This window comes from Nonomuraea ferruginea (genome assembly GCF_039540635.1).
In the GTDB taxonomy this organism is placed as follows: Bacteria; Actinomycetota; Actinomycetes; order Streptosporangiales; family Streptosporangiaceae; genus Nonomuraea; species Nonomuraea ferruginea.
In genome coordinates this window covers 39989-56616 of the sequence record NZ_BAABFD010000027.1, presented here as the reverse complement: position 1 = coordinate 56616, position 16628 = coordinate 39989, and the positions used below count along the sequence as shown (strand labels likewise).

Below are 16628 nucleotides of genomic sequence, written 5' to 3'. Positions count from 1 at the left end.
GCCCGGAATGACCAGAGGGACGCACGTTACGGTTTATTCCCGTATCACCAGGCCTTTACGCCAACCTCCGGGCCTCGTGCTTTGCCGTAGGGTTCGAGCATGACGCGAGAGTCCTATCCGGCGGCGCCACGCGAGGAAACCGCCGACGTCCTGCACGGCATCACCGTTCCCGACCCGTACCGCTGGCTGGAGGATCCCGAGAGCCCGGAGACGGAGCGGTGGCTGGTCGCGCAGGCCGAGCTGTTCAAGCGGGAGAGCGAGCCGCAGCGGTTCAAGTCGCGGATCGCCGAGCTGCTGAAGTCGGGGTCGGTGGGCGCGCCCGCGTGGCGCGGTGGCCGCTACTTCTTCAGCCGCCGCACGCCGGAGCAGGAGCACGCGGTCTACTACGTGGTGGAGCCCGACGGGGCCGGCGGCACCGAGCGGGCGCTGGTCGACCCGATGGCGCTCGACCCGTCAGGGCTGACGACGCTGGACGCGGTGCAGCCCGACAAGGAAGGGCGGCTGCTGGCCTACCAGATCTCGGTGGGCGGCGACGAGGAGTCGGTGCTCTACGTGGTCGACGTGGCGACGGGCACGCGGATCGAGGGGCCGATCGACCGCTGCCGCTACTCGCCGATCGCGTGGCTGCCGGGCGGCGAGGCTTTCTACTACGTACGCAGGCTGCCGAGCACCGAAGTGCCCGAGGACGAGCGTCAGTTCCACCGCCGCGTCTATCTGCACCGGGTCGGCACGTCCACCGAGGACGACGTGATGATCTTCGGTGACGGCATGAAGATGACCAACTACTACGGCGTGTCGGTGTCGCGCGACGGCCGCTGGCTGCAGATCTCGGCCAGCGAGGGCACCGCCCCGCGCAACGACCTGTGGGTCGCCGACCTGACCGCCTCCCCCGCCGACCGGCCGGAGCTGCGGGTGGTGCAGGAGGGCGTCGACGCGCAGACCGGGCTGGTGTTCGGCCGCGACGGCAGGCTGTACGTCCACACCGACCGTGACGCGCCCCGGGCCCGGGTGTGCGTCACCGACCCGTCCCGGCCGGAGTTCGAGGCGTGGCGCGACCTGATCCCGCAGGACCCGGAGGCGGTGCTGTCCGACTTCGCGATCCTCGACGACCTCGACAGCCCGGTGATGCTGGTGGGCTGGACCCGCCACGCGATCAGCGAGATCACCGTGCACGACCTGGCGACGGGCGAGCGGATCGGCCAGGTGCCGACGCCCGGCCTGGGCAGCATCGGCGGCATCTCGGAGCGGCCGGAGGGCGGCCACGAGGCGTGGTTCGGCTACACCGACAACACCACCCCGCCGACCATCCAGCGCTATGACGCGCGCACGGGCGAGACCACGCTCTGGGCGGCCTCGCCGGGCGCGGTCGACGTGCCGGAGGTGCGCACCGAGCAGGTGGTCTACCGCTCCGGCGACGGCACCGACGTGCGCATGCTCATCATCTCGCCGGCCTCCGGCGAGGGCCCGCGCCCGACGATCCTCTACGGGTACGGCGGGTTCGGCATCTCGATGACCCCCGGCTACTCGGCGTCGATCCTGAGCTGGGTCGAGGCGGGCGGCGTGTACGCGATCGCCAACCTGCGCGGCGGCGGCGAGGAGGGCGAGGACTGGCACCGGGCGGGCATGCTCGCCCACAAGCAGAACGTGTTCGACGACTTCCACGCGGCGGCCGAGCACCTCATCGAGACCGGGGTGACCACGGCCGGGCAGCTCGGCATCTCGGGCGGCTCCAACGGCGGCCTGCTGGTGGGCGCGGCGCTCACCCAGCGCCCCGACCTCTACCGGGCCGTGGTGTGCTCGGCGCCGCTGCTCGACATGATCCGTTACGAGAAGTTCGGGCTGGGCGCGACCTGGAACGTCGAGTACGGTTCGGCCGACGATCCCGAGCAGTTCGGCTGGCTGCGCTCCTACTCGCCCTACCACCACGTCGAGGAGGGGGTGCGTTACCCCGCGACGCTGTTCACGGTGTTCCAGTCCGACACGCGGGTGCATCCGCTGCACGCGTGGAAGATGTGCGCCGCGCTGCAGCACGCCACCGCCGGCGACGGGCCGATCCTGCTGCGCAACGAGACCGAGGTGGGCCACGGCGCCCGCTCGATCAGCCGGACCGTCGACCTGTCGGCGGACACGCTCACGTTCATGGCCAGGCAGCTCGGCCTATAGTCGAAAGCATGAGCGAGCGGGGGCTGACCATGACCGGGTCGGCCCCCGGTCCTGCCCTGCGGCCGTACGTCCACCGCCTGGCCGCCTACCGCGAAGACCACGGCGGGCCGTTGACCCGGGCCGAGGCGGCGGTCACCGGCGGAGTGCTGATCCTGGGATTCGCCGCGCCGATGGAGGTGGACGGCGAGCGGCTGACCTCGTTCGGGGCGGGGCCGTCCGACCGGTTCACGCTCACCCGGATGACCAGGCCGACCGAGGGGGTCGAGGTCGCTCTGACCCCGTTCGGGGCCAGGCGGCTGTTCGGGATGCCGCTGCGGCTCCTGGTCAACCTGGCGGTGCCGGCGGAGGAGCTGCTCGGCCCGTGGGCGGTGGAGGCGGCCGGTCGGCTGGCCGCGGCGCCGTCCGCGCCTGAGCGGCTGGCGCTGGCCGAGCGGCTGCTCACCGAGCGGTTCGCCGCCGGGCCCGATCCCGATCCCGAGGTGCGGTGGGCGTGGGCGCGGCTGCTGGAGTCGGGCGGCGCGGTCCCGGTCGCGTCCCTGGCCGTGTCGCTGGAGCGCAGCCACCGCCACCTGGTGTCCCGCTTCCGCGACCAGGTCGGGCTGACGCCGAAGGCGGCGGCGCGGGTGATCCGCTTCCACCGGGCGGCGGCGCTGCTGCGCTCGGGCAGCGCGATCGCCGAGGCGGCGGCCGCGTGCGGCTTCTACGACCAGGCCCACATGAACCGCGAGTTCCGCACGCTCGCGGCGGTCACGCCCGGTCAGATTTCTCCAAGACCTCAAGCCGGCGGCCGTCCGACACTGGGCCCATGAAGGTTTACGCACTCGCCCGCTACCACGACTGCGCGGCCGCGGTCGACTTCCTCACCGGCGCCTTCGGCTTCGAGGTGCGCGAGCTGTCCAAGAACGACGAAGGCGTGGTCAGCCATGCCGAACTCCTGGTCGGCGACGACGTCATCATGCTCGGCCTGGGCAGCCCGGGCGGCCCGGGCGTCTACGTCGCGGTCGACGACGCCGACGCCCACCACGACCGTGCCAGGAAGGCCGGCGCCCGGATCACCATGGAGCTGGTGGACCAGCCGTACGGGTCGCGCGAGTACGCCGCCGCGGACCCGGAGGGCAACATCTGGTTCTTCGGCACCTATCGCCCGTGATCCGGCCCGGGGGCAGTGATCACGCATGCGCGTGCTCACCATGAACCTCCGGGCCCGCCACGGCGGCGGGGGACTTCGACGCCACGCCCGAGTCGGCGAGGAATACGTGCTGGTGCGCTGCGGGCCGCACGGCCCGCAGCTGCGGCTGGAGGCGTGCTTCCGGGAGTTCGACCGGTGTGGGCGAGCGATCACTTCGGGGTGGTGGCCGACTTCGGGAGGATGCCGTGGATCCGTGAGATCAGGTGGCCGGCGTTGCGTACCGTCCTCTGAAGTAGTGGCGCAGCACCCGGTGCCAGGGGTTGGCGCGGACGTCCAGCAGGGCGGCGACGCCGAGGCAGTACTTGCTGACGCTCACCGGGCGGACGCCCAGGCGGCGCAGCACGCGGTCGGCGGCGGCGTCGCCGTCGGCGGACTTCGACTCCAGCAGGACCCGGTCGCGCCGGGCCGGGAGCGCGCGCCGGCCGTCGTGGCAGACGAGACCGCTGTCGCAGGTCAGCCGCGCGGCACCGGACCGGTCGACCAGCGTGACCCGGCGGTAGTCGGTGGACAGCACCGGGCCGAGCGGCGCCGGGCGGGGCAGCCGCAGGCCGGTGGCCAGGGTGGTCGACAGGTAGTCGAGCGCCTCGGGGGTGAGCGCGTGCGCGGGCGCGCCGTCGTACGGGACGCGGTGCTTGTCGGTGCCGCCGCCCGCGTCCTTCAGCTTCACCTCCAGCCAGCGCCCGCCGCCGTCCAGGTACGTCCGCGTACGGATCTTGAAGCGGCGGCGGCGCTGCTGGCGGTGCTGACGGAACGTGAGCAGGTCCGGCGTGTCGAAGTAGGTGGAGGTGTAGCGGAACTGTCGCCGCCCGCCGATCTCCAGCACCCCGAACCGGTCCCCCAGCTCGCCGGCCAGGCGGGTCATGACCGAGGCGGGCACCAGATACTTGTGGTCCACCCGGGTCATCAGCTTGGCGCGGGCGCTGACCTCCTCCAGCGTGACCGGGTCCAGGCCGGCCGCCACCCCGGCGAGCAGGACTCCCGCGTCGGGCCACTCGGTCATCGCCACGCCTCCGTCCGCCGCTCCGCCGGGACCTCGTAGCGGACGTCCACCACGGTGACGTCCCGTACGTAGTCGACCTGGCTCACCACACACTGCAGCACCCGCCCGCCGAGCCGGCTCTCCAGGTCGGCGCGGAGCAGCGCGGGGTCGGTGTGCACCACGTCCAGCGTCACCAGCTGCTGATGGGTACGGCCCAGCAGGCGGGGATGGTCGGCCACGTACATCACCGCCAGCAGCACCACGTCGAGGAAGAGCGCGGTCAGCGGCCAGCTCGCGGCGATGCCGTTGACCAGGCCGAGCGCGATGGCGACGAAGTAGTACGCGATCTCCTGCTGGGTGATCTCCGAGGAGCGGAGCCGGATGATGGCCAGCACGCCGAACAGGCCGAAGCCGACCGCCAGGTCCACCCGCTGGACCAGCATGAGCGAGACCACGGCGAAGATGCCGGTGTTCAGCGCCACGTAGGCGAAGAGCAGGTCGCGCCGGTGGTGGCGGCGGTAGTACAGGCCGTACGCGAGCGTGACGATCGCGGCCAGGTCCATCGCGAGGGCGAGGAGCGTGGTCGGTCTCAAGAGGTCCTCCCGGGTCTTTCGCTGTCATGAACAGCGTCTCGCCCGGCGGTGAAGCGCCTGTGAGCCGATCGTGAGGACGTTCTCATCGAAGAAGTGCCGCCGGGGGCCCGGCGGCACTTCCGTTATCAGCGGGCGAACACCACGACGTTGTCGCGGTAGCTGCGGCGGGCGCGGTCGAACGTGCCGCCGCAGGTGATGAGGCGGAGCTGGGCGCCCTCGCCCGAGTTGTACACCTCGTCGGGCACGCGGTCCTTGGGGTAGCGGGCCAGGCGTGACACGGTGAAGGTGACGGTGCTGCCGTCCGCCCTGTCCACGTGCACGCGGGCGCCCTTGCGCAGGTCGCGCAGGCGGAAGAACACGGCGGGGCCCGTCCTGGAGTCGACGTGGCCGGCGATGACGGCCACGCCCCGCTCCCCGGGCTCGGGGCCGCCCTCGTGCCATCCCACCCGGTCGAACGGCTCGGGTGCGATCAGGCGGCCCGCCTTGTCCAGTTTGAGCGGGATCACCTTGGTCGAGACGCCGATGGACGGGATCCGCAACCGCACGGGGTTCGCCGCCTGCGGGACGACCGCACCGTCAAGGGCACCCGCCACCTGTGGGGCAGCCGCACCGGCCAGGGCACCCGCCGCTCGCGGGGCGCCGGGGGCGCACGCGACCGTCGCAACGAGAGCACCCGCCACCAGGGCGAGACTCCGGCGCCGCACGCTCACCGCCTGACCAGCCTGCGGCCGGCCCACGCGCCACCGGCGATCAGCACCGCTCCCGCGCCCGAGGCGAGCGCGAGCGGCAACGCCGCCCCCTCCTCCCCACCCATCACCAGCGCCGCCCCACCGGCCCCGGTCTCGACCCCACCGGTCGGCCGATCGTCATCATCGTCGGCCGCCCCTCCGGCGCCGGTGTCCACTCGGCCCTTCGGACGATCGTCATCGTCGTCGGCCACGCCACCGACCCCGGTATCCACCCCACCCCTCGGACGATCGTCGTCGTCGGCCGCCCCTCCGGCGCCGGTGTCCACCCTGCCCCTCGGACGATCGTCGTCATCATCGTCGTCGGCCACGCCACCGACCCCGGTATCCACCCCACCCCTCGGACGATCATCATCATCGTCGTCGGCCGCCCCACCGACCCCCGTCTCCACCCCACCCTTCGGACGGTCGTCATCGTCGGCGGTCGTTGTGACGGTTGACGGGGTGGTGGCGGTCGCCGGGGTGGCGAGGGTGGTGGCGGTGACGCCCATGCCCAGCACGATCCCGATGGCCGCGAGCGCGCGCCGCAGTTCCTGGCTCATCTCGTCCTCCTGGATTCCTCCGCACTCCCCGTGCGGACGACTCCAAGCCTGGGATCCACCGGTTGGCCCCCCGTGAGCACGTGATGAGAGTCCCTTCACCTAGGGGCGCCCTCGGCCTTCAGCCGGTAGCCGGTCCCCCGTACCGTCTCGATGCGGTCGGCGCCGAGCTTGCGGCGCAGGTAGCGCACGTACACGTCCACCACGTTCGAGCCCGGGTCGAAGTCGAACCCCCACACGTGGCTGAGCAACTGCTCCCGCGTCAGCACCTGGTCGGGATGGCGGCAGAACACCTCCGCGAGCGCGAACTCCCGCGTCGACAGATCCACCGACCGCTCCCCCACGTACGCGCGCCGGGTCCGCAGGTCGAGCGCGAGGTCGGCGACCCGCAGCACGGTCACCTCGGGGCTGCGGTCGGCGCGCAGCCGCAGCCGCACCCGCGCCAGCAGCTCCTCGAAGGCGAACGGCTTGGCGATGTAGTCGTCGGCCCCGCCCTCCAGCCCCGCCACCTTGTCGGTGACGCTGTCACGGGCCGTCAGGATGATCACGGGGATGCCGACCTTGGACTCCCTGAGCCGCCGCAGCACCGTGAACCCGTCGCTCAGCGGCAGCCCGATGTCCAGGATGAGCAGGTCGAACGCGCCGCTTCCCGCCATGTCGTAGGCGGCCAGGCCGTCGCTGACCACGGCGGTGACGAAGCCGTTGCCGCGCAGCCCTTTCTCCACGAAGGAGGCGATCCGCGCCTCGTCCTCGGCGATCAGGATCCGGTTCACCGCAACTCCCGCATCGGAATGGTCATCACGAAGCACGCCCCGCCTCCGGGGGCGTCCTCCACCTGGACGGTGCCGCCGTGGGCCTCGGCGATGGACCTGACGATGGCCAGGCCGAGCCCGGCGCCCTCGTGCGTACCGGAACGCTCGCCGGCGCGCATGAACCGCCGGAAGATCCGCTCCCGGTCGGCCGGCGGCACCCCCGGCCCGTCGTCGCGCACCCACAGCCGTACGAAGCCGTCCTGAACGGCGGAGCCGACGGCGATCTGGCCGTCGTCGGCGGTGTGGCGCACGGCGTTGGCCGCGAGCTGCATGAGCGCCTGCGTGAGCCGCTGCCGGTCGGCGGGGATGCGCGCCTCGGCGACCTCGTCGACCCGCCAGCGCCGTTCGCCGAGCGCCCGCGCCTTGGCGACGACGCTGACGGTCAGGTCGGCCAGCTCGACCTCGTCGATGTCGAGGAAGCCGGGCTGTTCGGCCTTGGCGAGCGTGAGCAGGTCGTCGACCATGCGGTTCATCCGGTCCAGCTCGTCGGTGACCAGGGCGAGGGTCTCGGCCCTGTCGTCGGGGTCGTCGCCCATCAGCTCCAGGTGGCCGCGGATCACCGTGATGGGGGTGCGCAGCTCGTGACCGGCGTCGTCGACGAAGTCCCGCTGCACGGCGAAGGCGTGCTCCAGCCGGTCGAGCATCCGGTTGAAGGTGCCGGCCAGCTCGGACACGTCGTCGTCGCCCGGCACGTCGAGCCGTCTGGTGAGGTCGGAGGAGCCGCTGATCCGTTCGGCGGTCTGCCCCACCAGCCGGATCGGCGCCAGCACCCGCCCCGCCACGAACCAGCCGGCCGCGCCGGCCAGCGCGAGCGCGGCCAGCGAGGCGAGGGCGAGCACGCGGATGGCGTTCAGCACCTCCTCGCGGTAGTGGTCGTAGAAGACGGCGATGACCAGCTGGCCCCGGCGGGCGTCGCCGTTCACCTGGACAGGGATGACGGCGTAGCGGACGGTGCCGGCGGCGCTCTCGGTCTCGCCGCTCGCCGGCTCGGTGACCCGCCCCAGACGCGCCACCAGCGCGTCGTCGGTGTCGAGCCGGGCCAGCGGCGGAATCCCGGTGATCTTGTGCGGCCGGTCATCGAGGATCGTGAAGAACGTCTCCCATTCGTCGGGCGGGTTGTAGGAGAGGTATCCGCTGAGCAAGGTGTCCACGTCCCGGACGTCGACGGCGGTCGCGGCGTAGCGGCGCAGCTTCTCCGCCTCGTTGCCGAACTCGGCGTCGATCCGGTCATCGATCAGGCGGTCGAGGATCGCCCAGGTCGCGAAGATCGCGATGAACAGGGCGAGGGAGACGACCGCGAGCATCCAGCCGACGATCCGGCCGCGCGCGGTCACCCGCATGCCGGCAAGCCGTCAGTCGTCGTCATCGTCGTCATCGTCGTCGTCATCGTCGTCGCCGCCCGGCCTGGGCGACGGGGGCCTGACCGGCTCGGCCTTCGTCTCGCGCGGCGACGGAGACGCTGACGGCGTCTTCTCGGCGGTGGCGGGCGTGGCCGTCTCAGCGGCGGCGGACGTCTCGGTCCCGGCGTCCGGCGTCGCGGCGCCGTCCCCGGTCTCCGTGCCCCCCGGCGGCTCGTTCGAGACCACGACGGGCCCGCCGAGCTCGGGGCCGCCGGCCGCGACCCGCATGAACCCGATCGTCACGGCCACGGCCACGAGCAGCCCGGCCAGGATGGCGAGGAGAGGTGCTCGGCTCTTCATACGCTCCAGCATGCCGGGACATGAGGAGAGAGACCTGAGTCTGAGATGAGAGAACTCTCATCTGACGTGGTCAGCCGGGCAGCGTCTCCCCGCCGATCGGGGCCAGCACCTCGCCGGTGTAGTACGACGACATCAGGTCCGAAGCGAAGAACACGTACGAAGGAGCGATCTCGTCGGGGTCGGCCGCCCGCTTCATCGGCACCTGCTTGCCGAACTGCTCGACCTTCTCCTCGGGGAAGGTGGCGGGGATGAGCGGTGTCCAGACCGGCCCAGGCGCCACCGCGTTGACCCTGATGCCCCGGTCGACCAGGTTCTGCGCCATCGCGTAGGTGAAGGCGTTGATCGCGCCCTTCGTCGCGGAGTAGTCGAGGAGTGTCTTGTTGCCGCGCAGGCCGTTGATCGAGGAGGTGTTGACGATGGCCGAGCCCTCCCCGAGGTGGGGCAGTGCGGCCTTGGTGACGCGGTAGTAGCTGTGGATGTTGACCGCGAACGTGTGCTCCCACTGCTCGTCGGTCAGCTCCTCCAGCGAGTCGACCGGCTGCTGATAGGCGACGTTGTTCACGACGACGTCCAGGCCGCCCAGCTCGGAGACGGCGCGCTCGACGACCTGGACGCAGTGGTCGCGGTCCGCCAGGTCGCCGGGGAGCAGCACGCAGCGCCGCCCTTCGGCCTCCACCAGCTTCCTGGTGTGGTCGGCGTCGTCGTGCTCGCTCAGGTAGGCGATCGCGACGTCGGCGCCCTCCTTGGCGAAGGCGACGGAGACGGCGCGCCCGATGCCGGAGTCGCCGCCGGTGACGAGCGCCCGTTTGCCGGACAGCAGGCCCCGGCCCTCGTAGCGGCGCATCTCGTCGCGTGGTTCCGGAGCCATCTCGCCGGTGCCGCCCGGGTACTGCTGGGTCTGCGGCGGTGGTGTGGAGTTCGGTTCTTCAGGCATGTCCAGCGCGTGCCCCGGCTGGGGCACGGCTAACACCGGGGTCAGCGGGGGAACACGATGGTCTTGTGGCCGTCGAGCAGGACCCGCTGCTCGGTGTGCCATTTGACCGCCCTGGCCAGGGTCAGGCTCTCGACGTCGCGCCCGATGGCGGCCAGGTCTTCCGGTGAGTGGCTGTGGTTGACCCGGGCGACCTCCTGCTCGATGATCGGCCCCTCGTCGAGGTGGGACGTCACGTAGTGGGCGGTCGCGCCGATCAGCTTGACGCCGCGGTCGTGGGCCTGGTGGTAGGGCTTGGCGCCCTTGAAGGACGGCAGGAACGAGTGGTGGATGTTGATCGCCCGCCCGCTCAGCTTCGCGCACAGCTCCTCGGACAGCACCTGCATGTAGCGGGCCAGCACGACCAGGTCGACCTGGTAGCGCTCGACCAGCGCCAGCACCTCGGCCTCCTGCTTCGGCTTGGTCTCGGGCGTGACCGGCAGGTGGTGGTAGTCGATGCCGTGGGACTGCGTGAGCGGGCGCAGGTCGGGATGGTTGGACACGACCGCGACGACCTCGAGGTCGAGCGCGCCGCTGCGGACGCGGTAGAGCAGGTCGTTGAGGCAGTGGTCGAACCGGCTCACCATGATGAGCACCTTGGGCTTCCTCGCCAGGTCGCGGAGCTGGAACTCCATGCGGAGGTCGGAAGCCAGGGCGGCGAAGGCGGCCCGCACCTCGTCCTCGCCGACCGGCGAGGTGAACTGCACCCGCATGAAGAACCGCTCGCTCTCGCGGTCACCGAACTGCTGGCTCTCGGTGATGTTGCAGCCGTGCCTGGACAGCAGGCTCGACACGGCGGCCACGACTCCGGGCCGGTCGGGACAGGACAACGTGAGGACGTACTCGGCAACGCTCATGGATCGCTCTCGGTGAGGTCTGCGCGACTGAATCCATCGAGGTTACCGCCCCCGGGAAGCACGGTCTCCCCTGCCTTATGCGCCCGATCTTGGGTAGATATCCGCTATACACAGCTTTTGCAGGAGGTTGCCCATGCCCGCAGACGTCGTCGTGCTCGTCGCGGTCGCAGGGCTGTTCGCGATCGTGTCCGGCATGAACGACGGCGGGGCGCTCCTGGCGACCGGGCTCAAGCTGCCGGCGATGCGACCGGCGACCGGGATCCTCGCCATGGTCGTGGTGATCGCGCTGGTTCCGCTGGCCACCCACCAGGTGGCGCTGACGTTCGTGAACCGGCTGGCCTCCTTCGAGGGGCCCGGCGGGCGGGTGGCGACCTCGATCGCCGTGCTGAGCGCGATGGCCGTGGTCACCTTCCTGACCATGAAGGGCCGCCCGACCAGCCTCACGCTGGCCCTCGTCGGCGGGCTCACCGGGGCGGGCCTGGGCTGGGGCCTGCCCGTCTCGGGGCCGTACGTGGCGCTGGTGCTGGCCTTCGGCCTGGCCGCGCCGATCGTGGGCGGCCTGGTGGCGTGGGCGGTGACGACGCTGGTGGTGCGGTTCGCCAGCGCCGACCGGCTGAGCGGCCTGCACCGCGCCGGGTTCGTGGTGCAGATCGTCGCGTACGCTGCCAACGACGGACAGAAGATGCTCGCCATCTTCATGATCGCGCTGAGCTTCTCCGACGCGCCGCTGCCGTACACGACCCTGACGGCCGTGCTGTTCGGGCTCGGAGCGATGTACGGGCTCCCGAAGGCGGGCCGCACGCTCAGCCGCGAGATCATCGCCTTCCGCCCGCTGCACGGCGTGGCGGCGGAGCTGTCGGCCGGGTCGGCAGTGCTCGGCTGCTCCGCCGTGGGCATGCCGGTCAGCATGACGCAGGCGATCGCCGGCGGGCTGATCGGCGCGGGAGTGGTGCGCGGCAGCGGGCGGGTCCGCTGGTACGCGGCCGTGAAGATCGTGGTCGCCTGGCTGCTGACGCTGCCGGCCAGCGGCGTGCTGGGCGCGGTGGCGGCCTACGCCGGAAAGGGAGTGATGATGTGAAGGGCGGCAGGCTGGTGAGGCGGCTGCGCAGGATCCGTGACCTGCTGACGGGGCACATGGACACCGCGCTGTCGGACGCGCTGCTCGGGCAGTTGAAGGCCACCAAGGAGGGCGCGTGGCTGGCCATGGCGATGATCGGCGGCGAGGTGGGCAGGACGGGCGCGCACGAGCAGATGCGCACCATCGAGCACCTCGGCGACGAGGAGCGCCGCCAGCTCGTCGAGGAGCTGGAGTCGGCCCTGATCACGCCCATCGACCGGGAGGACCTGTTCAGGCTGTCGCGGTCGATCGACGACGTGCTGGACTCGCTGCGCGACTTCGTCCGCGAGTCGCACCTCTATCGCGTGCCCGACCAGATCCGCTTCACCCCGCTGCTCGACCAGGTGATCGTCGGCATCGACGCGCTGGAGACCGCCGTCCGCGACCTCGTCTCCAGCCCGTCGGCCGTGCCGCACGACGCGCTGGAGGCCAAGAAGGCCGGCAGCGCGATCCGGCGGATGTACCAGTATGAGATCTCGCGCATCTTCTCCGGCGAGCTCACGAACGACCGCATGAAGGAGCGCGAGCTCGTGCGCCGTCTGGAGATCGTGGGCATCGCCATCGGCGAGGCGGCCGACGCGATCGCCGACGGCGCGATGAAACGCTGAGTCATGCCGGGCCGCCCGGCGCCCACGCTCCCCGGACCGTCTTCAGGACGTCACAGGCCCCTCACCGCAGGCCGAGCGCGGGGGCGAGGAGCTCCAGCTGGCGCAGGGCGTCGTCGAGGTCGGGGCCGCCGGGCGACAGCGGCTGGATCGCCACGTGGTCGGCGCCCGCGCCGAGGTGCGCCCGCACCCGCTCGGCCACCGCGTCCGGGCTCCCCCAGCCCACGATCGCGTCCACCAGCCGGTCGCTGCCGCCGCCGGCGAAGTCGTCGTCGGTGTAGCCGAGATCGCGCAGGTTGTTGAGGTAGTTGGGCAGGGAGAGGTAGACGGACATGTGGTCGCGGGCGATCTCGCGGGCCCGCGTCGGATCGGTCTCGACGAGCACCGCCTGCTCGGGCATGAGCAGCTTGCCCGGCCCCAGGATCTCCCTGGCCCGCTCGCTGTGCTCGGGCGGCACGAAGTAGGGGTGGGCGCCGTCGGCGCGGTCTCTGGCCAGCTCCAGCATGCCGGGGCGGAGCGCGGCGAGCAGCCGGGGCGCGTCGACCTCCCGGTGGTGCTTCGCCGTCTCGTCCATGCCGTCCAGATAGCGGCGCATCGCGGTGAGCGGCTTGGCGTAGTCGTGGCCGCGCGCGTTGACCAGCGGCGCGTGGCTGACGCCGAGCCCGGCGATGAAGCGGCCGGGGAAGGCTTCGCCCAGCGCGAACCTGCTGCCCGCCATGGCCGCCGCGTCGCGTGACCAGATGCTCGCGATGCCGGTGCCGACGGCGATCCGGCGGGTGGCCGCCAGGAGGATCGCCGCGGACACGAGCGGGTCCTTGCTGCCTGGGCCCTCGCCCACCCAGACGGACCCGTACCCGAGCTCCTCGGCCCGGGCGGCCGCCCGGCCGCCGGTCTCGCCCGGCGCGTTGCCGAAGAGGGGATGCCAGACCCCGACATGTCCGATGTTCACCGCGCGCTCCTCGCGACTAAGATGTTCGATCGAGATGGAACACTACACCGACGTTCGATCCCCATCGAACACGACACGCGGCCCCGTCCACGTCTCCCCCGCCGAGGCGACCCTCCAGGCCGCCCTCGACGCGCTCGGCGACCCCGTCCGCCGTCGCATCGTCCGCGAGCTGGCCGGGGTGCCCGACTGGAGCCGCGCCTGCGCCGCCTTCCACCACCTGCCGGTCGCCAAGTCCACGCTCAGCCACCACTTCGCGGTGCTGCGCGGCGTGGGGCTGCTGGAGCAGCGCGAACAGGGCGCGCGCCGGCTCAACCGGCTGCGCCGGCCCGAGTTCGACGCCCGCTTCCCCGGCCTCCTGGCCCTGGTCATCGACGAGGACGAGACGTGACGGCCGTCAGCGCCCGCCCGGCCGCCAGGGTCGTCTGCCTCGACCGCGACGGCAGGGTGCTGCTGCTCCATTGGCACGACAAGGTCAGCGGCGCCGACCTGTGGGAGCCGCCGGGCGGCGGCCTCGACCCCGGCGAGACGCCCCTGCAGGCCGCCCGGCGCGAGCTGACCGAGGAGACGGGCCTGCCGGGCTCGGCCGTCGAGGACCGCTGGGTCGCCGTCGACCGCGACTTCCCGTGGCTGGGCGTACGTTACGTCAAGAGCGAGCGGTTCTACCTCGCCCGCTTCCCCGAGGCCCGCCCGCCGGTGGACCCCGGCGAGCTCACGGAGGAGGAGCGCGAGGCCTACCTGGGCTGCGTCTGGGCGGAAGACCTGCCGGACAGCGTGCAACCGCCGAACCTGGCGGAGGTGATCGGCGAGCTCACCGGCGTCCGGCCCCGCTGAGGGCCCACAGCTCACCGCCGGCACGGGTTCGGGCGGTGCGACCGTCCGGACGGTCACGCCTGGTAGCCCAGTTCGGTCAGCGACATGGTCAGGAGCGAGCGCAGCAGGGGCCCCGCCACGCGCTCGTGCTCGGCCTCGACGGACAACCCGGCCAGCACGTCGGCGCGGTAGGCGTCACGTTCGCCCGCGTCCGCGTAGGGCTGCGCGGTCAGCGCGACCACCACCGTCGCGCGGGTGTCCTCCGACGGCAGCACCGCCACGGCGTGGGTGCGCAGGCAGGTCTCGTCGGGCTCGCCGAACCACCCGCACTTCACCCCCGACCCGGGCGCGGCCAGCGCCTCCCTGACGCCGAACGCCTGCTGACCCTCCACCTGCCGCATCCACTCCAGCACGTCGCCGGCCACCGGGTCGCCGGCCAGCGCCGCCTGGGCGAGGGCCGCGTACGCGGTGGCCACCTCGTCGGCGGCCACCTCGATGGACCCGAACCTGGAGGGGTCGCCGTTGTGCATCGGCCAGGAGACCCCGGTGCGCTGGTAGATGTCGTCCAGGATGACCAGCGGCCCGACGGCCAGCCACAGGCTGCGGGTGTCGGCGTTGGACGAGATGACCACGGCCGGCTCGGCGTGGCGTCGCCACCGCTCGGCGTCGGGGATGCGACCCGCGGTGACCCACGCGTACAGCGGCTTGAGCAGGGAAGCGCAGCGCAGCCGGTGCGGGCCGGAGCGGACGGCGAGGGTCCGGGCGGGCGGGCCGCCGTGCCCTCGGCTGATGCCCGCCGTCTGCGCGCTCGCGCCCGGCTGGAGATCGCGTAGCAGCTCGTTGAAGCCCACGCACCCACGGTAGTCCCCAAGGCCCGTCCGGGCAGGGCATTCCGATGCCTCACGAGGTGTCGGGGGTCCAGCGGCCTTCGTACCAGTCGAGTGACGGCGGGTCGCCGGGCAGGGGCGTGGCGCCGGGGGCGCGCAGGCCGTCGAGCGCGATGGCCAGGAGCCGCTGCTTGAACCGGTCCTGCAGCTCGTCCGGTGGCCCGGGAGCCGGCCTGCTGAACTGCTCGATCAGCAGCGACACGTCCAGCTCCGTCACGTCAGCCCGCAGCGCCCCGGCCTCGCGGGCCCGCGCGACGAGCCGGCCGGCCAGCTCGGTGGCCTGTCTCGCGGTGCGCGACATCTCGCCGGTGACCTCGATGGTGCCCGCCACCGGCGCCAGCGCCCCGGACCCGAAACCCACGCAGGCCCGCACGTACCCGGCGAACCCCTCCCACGGGTCGTCCTCCGCGAGCCCGGCCGAGGCCGCCTCCACCACCCGCTCCATGGCGATCAGGCACAGCCGCTGCAGCAGCTCCTCCTTGGTGCGGTAGCGGCGGTAGAGGCTGCCCATGCCCAGCCCGGCGCGCTTGGCGATGGCCGACACGGGGGCGTCGAAGCCCTGGGTGGTGAACACCTCGTGCGCGGCCCGCAGCAGCCGCAGGTCGTTGCGCGCCGCCTCGGCCTGCCTGCCGCGCCTGCTCATGCCGTACAGGATAGCCGCCTTGCGGAGCGCAGCGCTCCGATATACCGTCGCGATCGGAGCGGAACGCTCCGGTTGAGGAGAGGTGTGTCATGCGTGCGGTGATGTTGAGGAAGTTCGGCGGCCCGGAGGCGCTGGTCGCCGAGGAGGTGCCCGATCCGGTGCCCGGGCCCGGGCAGGCGCTGATCGAGGTGGCGGTCGCCGGTGTGACATTCGTGGAGACGCAGGTACGGGCCGACCGGGGGCCGCGCACCGCCGAGCTGCCCGCGATCCTCGGCAACGGCGTGGCCGGCACCGTGAAGGCGGTGGGCGAAGGCGTGGCGGGGTCGCTGGTGGGCGCCCGGGTGGTGAGCACGCTGGGCGGCTACGGCGGTTACGCGGAGCTGGCCGTGGCGGGCGCCGGCGACGTGATCCCGATCCCCGGCGGCGTCTCGCCGGAGCACGCGGTGGCGTTGCTGGCCGACGGCCGCACCGCCATCGGCCTGGCCCGCGCCGCCGGGCCGAAGCCGGGCGAGTGGGTGCTGGTGGAGGCGGCGGGCGGCGGCGTCGGCAGCCTCCTGGTCCAGCTCGCGGTGGCCGCCGGCGCCCGGGTGATCGGTGCGGCGAGCAGCGCGGCCAAGCGCGGGCTCGCCGCCGAGCTGGGCGCCGAGCTGACCGTGGACTACACCGAGCCGGGCTGGGCCGACCGGGTCCGCGACGCGGCCGGTGCGCTGGACGTGGTCTTCGACGGGGTGGGCGGCGAGATCGGCGCCACCGCCGAGACGCTGCTGCGCGACGGCGGCCGGATGAGCGTCTACGGCATGGCGGGCGGCCCGATGACCACTCCGGGCCCGCGCGTGACGGCGGTCCCCTGGCCCGCCACCGACCTGCGCGAGCTGTCCAGGGCCGCGCTGGAGGAGGCCGCGGCGGGTCGGCTCCGCCCCACGATCGGCCTGGCGCTCCCGCTGGAGTCAGCCGCCGAAGCACACGCCGCCATCGAGGCCCGCCAGGTAACCGGCAAAACCCTCCTCATCCCCGCACCCTCCGCCGACGCCTGACCAACGCGGCGGGCAACCGGGGGACGCTTTCCCTC

General features: G+C 72.5%; 20 protein-coding genes. 8 read left to right on the top strand and 12 right to left on the bottom strand.

The genetic code is table 11. The annotated features are described in order from the left end of the window. The first annotated feature begins 99 nt into the window (after positions 1–99). The 3 genes from ABD999_RS38260 to ABD999_RS38250 are packed head-to-tail and all read left to right on the top strand — an operon-like array spanning position 100 to position 3313. Positions 100–2163 carry a prolyl oligopeptidase family serine peptidase gene (locus ABD999_RS38260; RefSeq protein WP_271275577.1) on the top strand — a complete coding sequence of 688 codons (2064 nt, stop codon included), beginning with the start codon at positions 100–102 and terminating at the stop codon, positions 2161–2163. Positions 2164–2171: 8 nt separating this feature from the next. Then, a complete protein-coding gene (locus ABD999_RS38255; protein WP_271275578.1) occupies positions 2172–2972 on the top strand; it encodes a helix-turn-helix domain-containing protein in 801 nt (266 codons plus the stop codon). Beyond that, positions 2969–3313 (top strand): VOC family protein, encoded by a 345-nt coding sequence (locus ABD999_RS38250; RefSeq protein WP_271275579.1) that lies wholly within the window; start codon positions 2969–2971, stop codon positions 3311–3313. Before ABD999_RS38255 ends, ABD999_RS38250 begins: the two co-directional genes overlap by 4 nt. Before the next feature lie 238 nt (positions 3314–3551). Here the strand turns inward: ABD999_RS38250 and ABD999_RS38245 are convergent, their stop codons facing one another. The 9 genes from ABD999_RS38245 to purU form a co-directional block, all read right to left on the bottom strand. After that, the gene (locus tag ABD999_RS38245; protein ID WP_271275580.1) at positions 3552–4352 is read right to left on the bottom strand and encodes a polyphosphate polymerase domain-containing protein; all 801 of its coding nucleotides are present in this window, start codon (positions 4350–4352) and stop codon (positions 3552–3554) included. Beyond that, complete coding sequence (locus tag ABD999_RS38240; protein ID WP_271275582.1) at positions 4349–4894, bottom strand: DUF4956 domain-containing protein; 546 nt, start codon at positions 4892–4894, stop codon at positions 4349–4351. The genes ABD999_RS38245 and ABD999_RS38240 overlap by 4 nt, the downstream gene beginning before the upstream one ends. Before the next feature lie 155 nt (positions 4895–5049). Then, positions 5050–5628, bottom strand: coding sequence for a class F sortase (locus tag ABD999_RS38235; RefSeq protein ID WP_271279718.1), 579 nt, complete (start codon positions 5626–5628; stop codon positions 5050–5052). Between the two features lie 2 nt (positions 5629–5630). Then, positions 5631–6212: a hypothetical protein gene (locus tag ABD999_RS38230; RefSeq protein WP_271279717.1), complete on the bottom strand. Its 582-nt coding sequence runs from the start codon at positions 6210–6212 to the stop codon at positions 5631–5633. Positions 6213–6307: 95 nt separating this feature from the next. Next, positions 6308–6982, bottom strand: a complete 675-nt coding sequence (locus ABD999_RS38225) for a response regulator transcription factor (RefSeq protein WP_271279716.1) — start codon at positions 6980–6982, stop codon at positions 6308–6310. Next, positions 6979–8361 (bottom strand): sensor histidine kinase, encoded by a 1383-nt coding sequence (locus ABD999_RS38220; RefSeq protein WP_271279715.1) that lies wholly within the window; start codon positions 8359–8361, stop codon positions 6979–6981. The genes ABD999_RS38225 and ABD999_RS38220 overlap by 4 nt, the downstream gene beginning before the upstream one ends. Before the next feature lie 12 nt (positions 8362–8373). Beyond that, positions 8374–8721 (bottom strand): hypothetical protein, encoded by a 348-nt coding sequence (locus ABD999_RS38215; RefSeq protein ID WP_345483140.1) that lies wholly within the window; start codon positions 8719–8721, stop codon positions 8374–8376. A 70-nt stretch (positions 8722–8791) separates the two neighbouring features. Further along, on the bottom strand, positions 8792–9655 hold the full coding sequence (locus tag ABD999_RS38210) for an SDR family oxidoreductase (RefSeq protein ID WP_148029907.1): 864 nt from the start codon (positions 9653–9655) through the stop codon (positions 8792–8794). Between the two features lie 41 nt (positions 9656–9696). Next, positions 9697–10548, bottom strand: a complete 852-nt coding sequence (gene purU, locus ABD999_RS38205; protein WP_148029906.1) for a formyltetrahydrofolate deformylase — start codon at positions 10546–10548, stop codon at positions 9697–9699. A gap of 133 nt (positions 10549–10681) precedes the next feature. Here purU and ABD999_RS38200 point away from each other — a divergent pair, with 133 nt between their 5' ends. Together ABD999_RS38200 and ABD999_RS38195 are read left to right on the top strand one after the other, a co-directional pair. Beyond that, positions 10682–11626 carry an inorganic phosphate transporter gene (locus ABD999_RS38200; protein ID WP_271279713.1) on the top strand — a complete coding sequence of 315 codons (945 nt, stop codon included), beginning with the start codon at positions 10682–10684 and terminating at the stop codon, positions 11624–11626. Further along, positions 11623–12273 carry a DUF47 domain-containing protein gene (locus ABD999_RS38195; RefSeq protein ID WP_261808368.1) on the top strand — a complete coding sequence of 217 codons (651 nt, stop codon included), beginning with the start codon at positions 11623–11625 and terminating at the stop codon, positions 12271–12273. The genes ABD999_RS38200 and ABD999_RS38195 overlap by 4 nt, the downstream gene beginning before the upstream one ends. Before the next feature lie 61 nt (positions 12274–12334). On the opposite strand, the gene ABD999_RS38190 is transcribed toward ABD999_RS38195, so the two are convergent. Continuing rightward, entirely contained in the window at positions 12335–13219 is an 885-nt protein-coding gene (locus ABD999_RS38190) for a TIGR03620 family F420-dependent LLM class oxidoreductase (protein WP_148029904.1), read from the bottom strand. 34 nt (positions 13220–13253) lie between these two features. Here ABD999_RS38190 and ABD999_RS38185 point away from each other — a divergent pair, with 34 nt between their 5' ends. Beyond that, complete coding sequence (locus ABD999_RS38185; protein ID WP_271279712.1) at positions 13254–13607, top strand: ArsR/SmtB family transcription factor; 354 nt, start codon at positions 13254–13256, stop codon at positions 13605–13607. After that, positions 13604–14050 (top strand): NUDIX hydrolase, encoded by a 447-nt coding sequence (locus ABD999_RS38180; RefSeq protein WP_271279711.1) that lies wholly within the window; start codon positions 13604–13606, stop codon positions 14048–14050. Before ABD999_RS38185 ends, ABD999_RS38180 begins: the two co-directional genes overlap by 4 nt. Positions 14051–14103: 53 nt before the next feature. On the opposite strand, the gene ABD999_RS38175 is transcribed toward ABD999_RS38180, so the two are convergent. Beyond that, on the bottom strand, positions 14104–14880 hold the full coding sequence (locus ABD999_RS38175) for a hypothetical protein (protein WP_148029901.1): 777 nt from the start codon (positions 14878–14880) through the stop codon (positions 14104–14106). A 49-nt stretch (positions 14881–14929) separates the two neighbouring features. After that, positions 14930–15559: a TetR/AcrR family transcriptional regulator gene (locus tag ABD999_RS38170; protein WP_271279710.1), complete on the bottom strand. Its 630-nt coding sequence runs from the start codon at positions 15557–15559 to the stop codon at positions 14930–14932. 89 nt (positions 15560–15648) lie between these two features. Here ABD999_RS38170 and ABD999_RS38165 point away from each other — a divergent pair, with 89 nt between their 5' ends. Continuing rightward, positions 15649–16593: a zinc-binding dehydrogenase gene (locus tag ABD999_RS38165; RefSeq protein ID WP_271279709.1), complete on the top strand. Its 945-nt coding sequence runs from the start codon at positions 15649–15651 to the stop codon at positions 16591–16593. Positions 16594–16628 lie beyond the last annotated feature (35 nt).